8 protein-coding genes and 1 pseudogene are annotated in these 4589 nt (G+C 68.4%); all 9 read right to left on the minus strand.

Annotated elements, in window-relative coordinates; translation table 11 throughout:
• Window positions 1-164: 164 nt before the first annotated feature.
• A pseudogene (gene rplO / locus ACFU0Y_RS17180) lies at window positions 165-620 on the minus strand (50S ribosomal protein L15); the annotation flags it as partial.
• 2 nt (window positions 621-622) lie between these two features.
• A complete protein-coding gene (gene rpmD / locus ACFU0Y_RS17185; RefSeq protein ID WP_344119400.1) occupies window positions 623-832 on the minus strand; it encodes a 50S ribosomal protein L30 in 210 nt (69 codons plus the stop codon).
• Window positions 832-1563 (minus strand): 30S ribosomal protein S5, encoded by a 732-nt coding sequence (gene rpsE, locus ACFU0Y_RS17190; RefSeq protein WP_380216026.1) that lies wholly within the window; start codon window positions 1561-1563, stop codon window positions 832-834. The genes rpmD and rpsE overlap by 1 nt, the downstream gene beginning before the upstream one ends.
• Entirely contained in the window at window positions 1560-1931 is a 372-nt protein-coding gene (rplR, locus tag ACFU0Y_RS17195; protein ID WP_368820400.1) for a 50S ribosomal protein L18, read from the minus strand. Before rplR ends, rpsE begins: the two co-directional genes overlap by 4 nt.
• A 2-nt stretch (window positions 1932-1933) precedes the next feature.
• Entirely contained in the window at window positions 1934-2470 is a 537-nt protein-coding gene (rplF, locus tag ACFU0Y_RS17200; RefSeq protein ID WP_380216028.1) for a 50S ribosomal protein L6, read from the minus strand.
• Between the two features lie 23 nt (window positions 2471-2493).
• The gene (gene rpsH / locus ACFU0Y_RS17205) at window positions 2494-2892 is read right to left on the minus strand and encodes a 30S ribosomal protein S8 (RefSeq protein WP_017833309.1); all 399 of its coding nucleotides are present in this window, start codon (window positions 2890-2892) and stop codon (window positions 2494-2496) included.
• Window positions 2893-2979: 87 nt separating this feature from the next.
• Window positions 2980-3549 carry a 50S ribosomal protein L5 gene (rplE, locus tag ACFU0Y_RS17210; RefSeq protein WP_017833308.1) on the minus strand — a complete coding sequence of 190 codons (570 nt, stop codon included), beginning with the start codon at window positions 3547-3549 and terminating at the stop codon, window positions 2980-2982.
• Entirely contained in the window at window positions 3549-3893 is a 345-nt protein-coding gene (gene rplX / locus ACFU0Y_RS17215) for a 50S ribosomal protein L24 (protein WP_380216031.1), read from the minus strand. The genes rplE and rplX overlap by 1 nt, the downstream gene beginning before the upstream one ends.
• Before the next feature lie 2 nt (window positions 3894-3895).
• Window positions 3896-4264, minus strand: a complete 369-nt coding sequence (rplN, locus tag ACFU0Y_RS17220) for a 50S ribosomal protein L14 (RefSeq protein WP_017833306.1) — start codon at window positions 4262-4264, stop codon at window positions 3896-3898.
• Between the last annotated feature and the right edge of the window lie 325 nt (window positions 4265-4589).

Consider the following 4589-nt stretch of genomic DNA (forward strand, 5'->3'; position numbering starts at 1 on the left):
GACCTCTTCGAGACCGTCCGCACGCACCGGCTGGGATCGGCCGCGCCGACGACCCGCCGCCCGGGGCCTCGCCGTATCCGGGCCTGGAGTGTTCGGGCACCGTGGCGGCGGTCGGGGCCGGGGTGCGCGGCTGGTCGGTGGGGCAGCGGGTGTGCGTGCTGCTGGCCGGCGGCGGCGATCTTCTCGGCGGCGGAGCCCGAGAAGGCGTGCGCCGTCACGTTGACCGCGACGGCGATGTCGCCGGAGCCCAGCACCTTGACGGGCTGGTTCTTGCGGACCGCTCCGCGGGCCACGAGCGACTCGACGGTCACCTCGCCGCCCTCCGGGAAGAGCTCGGTGAGCTTGTCCAGGTTGACGACCTGGTACTCCACGCGGAACGGGTTCTTGAACCCGCGCAGCTTGGGCAGGCGCATGTGCAGCGGCAGCTGCCCGCCCGCGAAGCCCGCCTTGACCTGGTACCGGGCACTGGTGCCCTTGGTGCCGCGGCCGGCGGTCTTGCCCTTGGAGCCCTCACCGCGACCCACGCGGGTCTTGGCGGTCTTCGCGCCCGGGGCCGGACGCAGGTGGTGCACCTTGAGGGCGTGCACCTTCTCGTTCTTCTCAGCAGTGTTCTCTGCCATGGTTACTTGGCCTCCTCGACCTTGACCAGGTGGGCGACGGTGTTGACCATGCCCGCGGTCACGCCGTCAGCCTTGCGGACCACGACGTTGCCCGGCCGCTTGAGGCCGAGGGACCGCAGGGTGTTGCGCATGTTCTGCTTCTGGCCGACCACGGACCGGACCTGCGTGATGCGCAGCTCCGCGCCGTCGGGCTGGATACGCTTGCCGGACATCAGGCACCTGCCTTCTGGATCGAGCGCAGCAACGGCCCGGGGACGACCTCGTCCATCGGCAGCCCACGACGGGCCGCGACGGCCGCCGGCTCCTCGAGCTGGCGGAGCGCCTCGATGGTTGCGTGCACGATGTTGATCTGGTTCGACGAGCCGAGGGACTTCGACAGCACGTCGTGGATGCCGGCGCACTCGAGCACGGCGCGGACCGGTCCACCGGCGATCACACCGGTACCCGGGGTGGCCGGGCGGAGCATGACGACGCCTGCGGCGGCCTCGCCCTGCACGCGGTGCGGGATCGTGCGGTCCTCGATGCGCGGGACGCGGAAGAAGTTCTTCTTCGCCTCCTCGACGCCCTTGGAGATCGCCGCCGGCACCTCCTTGGCCTTGCCGTAGCCGACGCCGACCATGCCGTTGCCGTCACCCACGACCACGAGGGCGGTGAAGCTGAAGCGACGACCGCCCTTGACGACCTTGGAGACGCGGTTGATGGTCACGACGCGCTCGAGGAACTTGTCCTTCTCCTCCTCGCGGCCGCCGCGGCCACCACGACCGCCGCGCTCACCACGACCGCCGCGCTCGCCACGGCCCCCGCGCTCGCCACGGCCCCCGCGGTCACCGCGGGAGTCCTGGGAGCGGTTGGGCTCGGTGGTCTGCTGGGCCCCGGTCGCCTCCGTGGAGGCAGTGCTGGCTTCCGTCACCTGGGTTTCCTTCTCGTTGTTCTGCTCGCTCACAGTGCCAGACCTCCTTCGCGGGCGCCGTCGGCGACAGCCGCCACGCGACCGTGGTACTTGTTGCCGCCGCGGTCGAACACGACGGACTCGACACCGGCGGCCTTGGCGCGCTCGGCCACGAGCTCGCCCACGCGCTTGGCCTTCGCGGTCTTGTCCGCGTCGGCGCCGCGCAGGTCGGCCTCCATGGTGGAGGCCGAGGCGACGGTGACACCCTGGGTGTCGTCGACGACCTGGACGAACACGTGGCGGGCCGAGCGGTTGACGACCAGGCGCGGGCGCGCGGCCGTGCCGGCCAGGTGCTTGCGCACCCGGACGTGGCGGCGGCTGCGGGCGGCGGCCTTGGACTTGCCCTTGATCTTCAGAGCCATGGTTACTTACCAGCCTTTCCGGCCTTGCGGCGGATCTGCTCGCCGGCGTACCGCACGCCCTTGCCCTTGTAGGGCTCGGGGGCGCGGAGCTTGCGGATCTTGGCGGCGACCTCGCCGACCTGCTGCTTGTCGATGCCGTTGACCGAGAGCTTGTTGACGCCCTCGACGGCGAACGAGATGCCCTCCGGCGCCTTGAAGGTGATCGGGTGGCTGTAGCCGAGGGCGAACTCGAGGTCCTGGCCCTTGGCCTGCACGCGGTAGCCGGTGCCGACGATCTCGATGCCCTTGGAGTAGCCCTGGGTGACGCCCTGGATCATGTTGGCGATCAGGGTGCGGGTGAGACCGTGCAGCGAGCGGGACTCGCGCTCGTCATCGGGTCGGGTGACGGTGAGGGTGCTGTCCTCGAGCGCGACGGAGATCGGGCTGGCAACGGTGTGCTGCAGCTCGCCCTTGGCGCCCTTGACGGAGACGACGTTGCCGTCGACTGTGATCTCCACACCGGCCGGCACAGAGATGGGGAGACGTCCGATACGTGACATGTTCTCTTCCTTTCTGTTCCGGGTTACCAGACGTAGGCGAGGACTTCGCCGCCCACGCCCTTCTTCGCGGCCTGCTTGTCGGTCAGCAGCCCGGAAGAGGTGGACAGGATGGCGATGCCCAGGCCGCCCAGGACCTTGGGGAGGTTGGTGGACTTGGCGTAGACGCGCAGGCCCGGCTTGGAGATGCGCCGGACGCCCGCGATGGAGCGCTCCCGGTTGGGGCCGAACTTGAGGGACAGCGTGAGGGTCTTGCCGACCTCGGCCGCCTCCTCCTTGTAGTCCGCGATGTAGCCCTCGGCCTTGAGGATGTCCGCCACGCGGGCCTTGAGCTTCGAGTACGGCATGCTCACGGAGTCGTGGTAGGCGGAGTTGGCGTTGCGCAGACGCGTCAGCATGTCCGCGACAGGATCTGTCATTGTCATTTTGGGGGCACGTGCCCTTCCTCGTCCCGGTTTCCGTACCCGGCGGCGCCCAGCGGGCGCCCGGTGCGGACCTGGAACGTAGCGAGATTAGTTGGTCTTGAAGGGGAAACCGAGCGCCTTCAGCAGCGCACGGCCCTCGTCGTCGGTCTTCGCGGTGGTGACCACCGTGATGTCCATGCCGCGGACCCGGTCGATGCGGTCCTGGTCGATCTCGTGGAACATGGACTGCTCGGTGAGGCCGAAGGTGTAGTTGCCGTTGCCGTCGAACTGGCGGTCCGACAGACCGCGGAAGTCGCGGATGCGCGGCAGGGCAAGGGTCACCAGGCGGTCGAGGAACTCCCACATGCGGTCGCCGCGCAGCGTGGTGTGCGCGCCGATCGGCATGCCCTCGCGGAGCTTGAACTGCGCGATGGACTTCTTCGCCCGGGTCACGAGCGGCTTCTGGCCCGTGATGGCGGTGAGGTCGCGGACGGCGCCGTCGATGAGCTTCGAGTCCTTGGCGGCGTCGCCGACACCCATGTTCACGACGACCTTGACGACGCGCGGGATCTCCATGACGTTGCCGTAGCCGAACTGCTCCTGCAGCGCGGGGACGACGGTCTCCTGGTACTTGTCCTTGAAGCGCGGGGACACGCTGATCTCAGTGGTCTCGGTCATCACAGGTCCTTGCCGGTGCTCTTGGAGACGCGGACGCGGACGGTCTTCTGGCGTCCGTCGCGCTCCACGGTCTCGGTGCGGTGGCCGACGCGGGTCGGCTTGTTGGTCTCCGGGTCCACGAGCGCCACGTTGGACACGTGGATCGGGGCCTCGACCTTGTCGATGCCGCCGGCCTCGCCCTGCATGGAGGCCTTGCGGTGGCGGGTCATGACGTTGACGCCCTCGACGACCACGCGGGAGGTCTCGGGGATCACGCGCAGGACCTTGCCCTGCTTGCCCTTGTTGTCCTTGCTGCCGGAGATGACCTGCACCAGGTCGCCGGTCTTGATCTTGAACTTCGCCATGGTCAGAGCACCTCCGGGGCCAGCGAGATGATCTTCATGAACTTCTTGTCGCGCAGCTCACGGCCCACGGGGCCGAAGATGCGGGTACCACGGGGGTCACCGTCGTTCTTCAGGATCACTGCGGCGTTCTCGTCGAACTTGATGTAGGAGCCGTCCGGACGACGGCGCTCCTTCTTGGTGCGGACGATGACGGCCTTGACCACGTCGCCCTTCTTCACGTTGCCGCCGGGGATCGCGTCCTTGACGGTGGCGACGATGATGTCGCCGATGCCTGCGTAGCGACGTCCGGATCCACCGAGAACACGGATGGTGAGGATTTCCTTCGCACCCGTGTTGTCGGCGACCTTCAGTCGCGACTCCTGCTGAATCACTGATTACTCCTGTCGTCACGCCGGTTCCAACACCGATCGAGAGCACGGTGCGGGCCTTGCGGAACAGCTTGTCGGATGATGTGCCCTCCCCCGGCGCACGCCGGACCGGGCCCAGCCCTCCATGCCAGGAGCATCTGAACCCGCCACCAGGTGGCACGGGGGCGCCCTGCACGCGGTCATTATGCGCTGGCACGAAGAGCTGTGGGTTGCACAGGCAGACGATTCGGCCCATACAAGCTCACCAGCCTAGCACAGACGGGGCGCCGTCCGTGCGGGGCGGTGAACGGACGACCGCACCCTGGCCACCGAGATCGTGCCGATGTAC

The sequence above is a fragment of the Kocuria sp. NPDC057446 genome, from assembly GCF_042802875.1.
Lineage (GTDB): Bacteria > Actinomycetota > Actinomycetes > Actinomycetales > Micrococcaceae > Kocuria.